We start from the raw sequence: 1295 nt of genomic DNA on the forward strand, positions 1-1295 counted from the left end.
ATAAAAGTGCGAAGTATTATTTTCATATTAAAGAATACCTAGATATATCTTTATATTCTCTATTGACCAATTACGCCCATTACTGCTTTATTGGGCGTTGGTATTGGATAATAGTTACGGCTTTTGATTATTAGCGATCCTCTGATTAATATCTTCTATCACCGCAGGTAAATTGGCAAGGGTATCAATAATATAATGAGCACCAGCGGTACGTAGTTTATTTTCAGCAATGCGCTTACGGTTTTCTATTTCTGCCTGTTCCATTGTTTGATATTGTTCAAAGGTGGCACCAAACTCATTGCCTGAAACAGATAACCCGACAGTCCACATACCGGCATTTAACCCTTCGGCAATACCTGTTACTGCATCATCGACTTTAACACAGTGTGCTACACTCATTACACCCAGTTCAATCACATTCTTTAACGCCATCCAAGGGCCTGGGCGAGAGCCGGCGGCAATTTCATCACTAGCAACCACGCAATCAGGCTGATAACCATATTCAGCGGCTTTCGGTACTAATACATCCATTACGGCTTTAGGATAACCTGAGCAAGAGCCGATTTTAATTCCTTGTGCTCTTATGGTCGAGATAGCCTCAAGTGCTCCCTCAATCGGTTTAGCAAAATGTACCACTTGTGCAATTTGTAACGGCATAAAGGTGCGATAAATATGCTGTGCCTCTTCTTCACTTGGTGGGTGACCAAATTGGGCTGTCCAGCGAGTACGAATATTAGGCTCGTTAAGTAAAGCACGAATATGATCGATTTTACCCATCCCCATCGGCCCTCGTGCTTCTGATAAACTTATTTTAAAGTTAAAGGCTTGAGCAAAGGCATCGACAAAAATTTGTGTGGGGGCGAAAGAGCCAAAATCGACTACTGTACCAGCCCAATCTAAAATTACTGCTTCAACCGATTTATTCATATGTTTAGACCTACTATGTGAAATCATTATTAACGGCGAATGGGAAGAATGTAGAACATCCTACCATTAAAAAAATGGGTTATTGTGATGTCAATTTTAAGGGGGATTTATGACATAGGTATGTCATCACAATAAATTCCACCGCAAAAGTAGCTTGGCTCTCAACATTAGATACTAAAAAAAGTAAATAAAACTAATATAAAACACGATTTTAAGATCATCATTTAACGCATAAAAAAAAGAGTGGTTTTATTTATTAATCAATAAATTTTATTAGATAAGATAAAATACCTTTTATTATCATACATATTTTATATTGTATGATGAATTTATTACCGAGTTTTATTGTATTGTTTTTTCATCAAATA

Annotated in this window: 1 protein-coding gene; it reads right to left on the minus strand. The window is 37.1% G+C overall.

Going from position 1 to position 1295, the window contains the following annotated elements; translation table 11 throughout:
- Positions 1-114: 114 nt before the first annotated feature.
- A complete protein-coding gene (phnX, locus tag AACU95_RS13475) occupies positions 115-927 on the minus strand; it encodes a phosphonoacetaldehyde hydrolase (RefSeq protein WP_012368613.1) in 813 nt (270 codons plus the stop codon).
- Positions 928-1295: the final 368 nt, after the last annotated feature.

This window comes from Proteus sp. G4415, from assembly GCF_963896075.1.
Lineage (GTDB): Bacteria > Pseudomonadota > Gammaproteobacteria > Enterobacterales > Enterobacteriaceae > Proteus > Proteus mirabilis.

What these genes read in the sequence shown, in the direction of transcription:
- phnX (WP_012368613.1), bottom strand. Translation starts at nt 927, where the DNA reads ATGAATAAATCGGTTGAAGCAGTAATTTTAGATTGGGCTGGTACAGTA.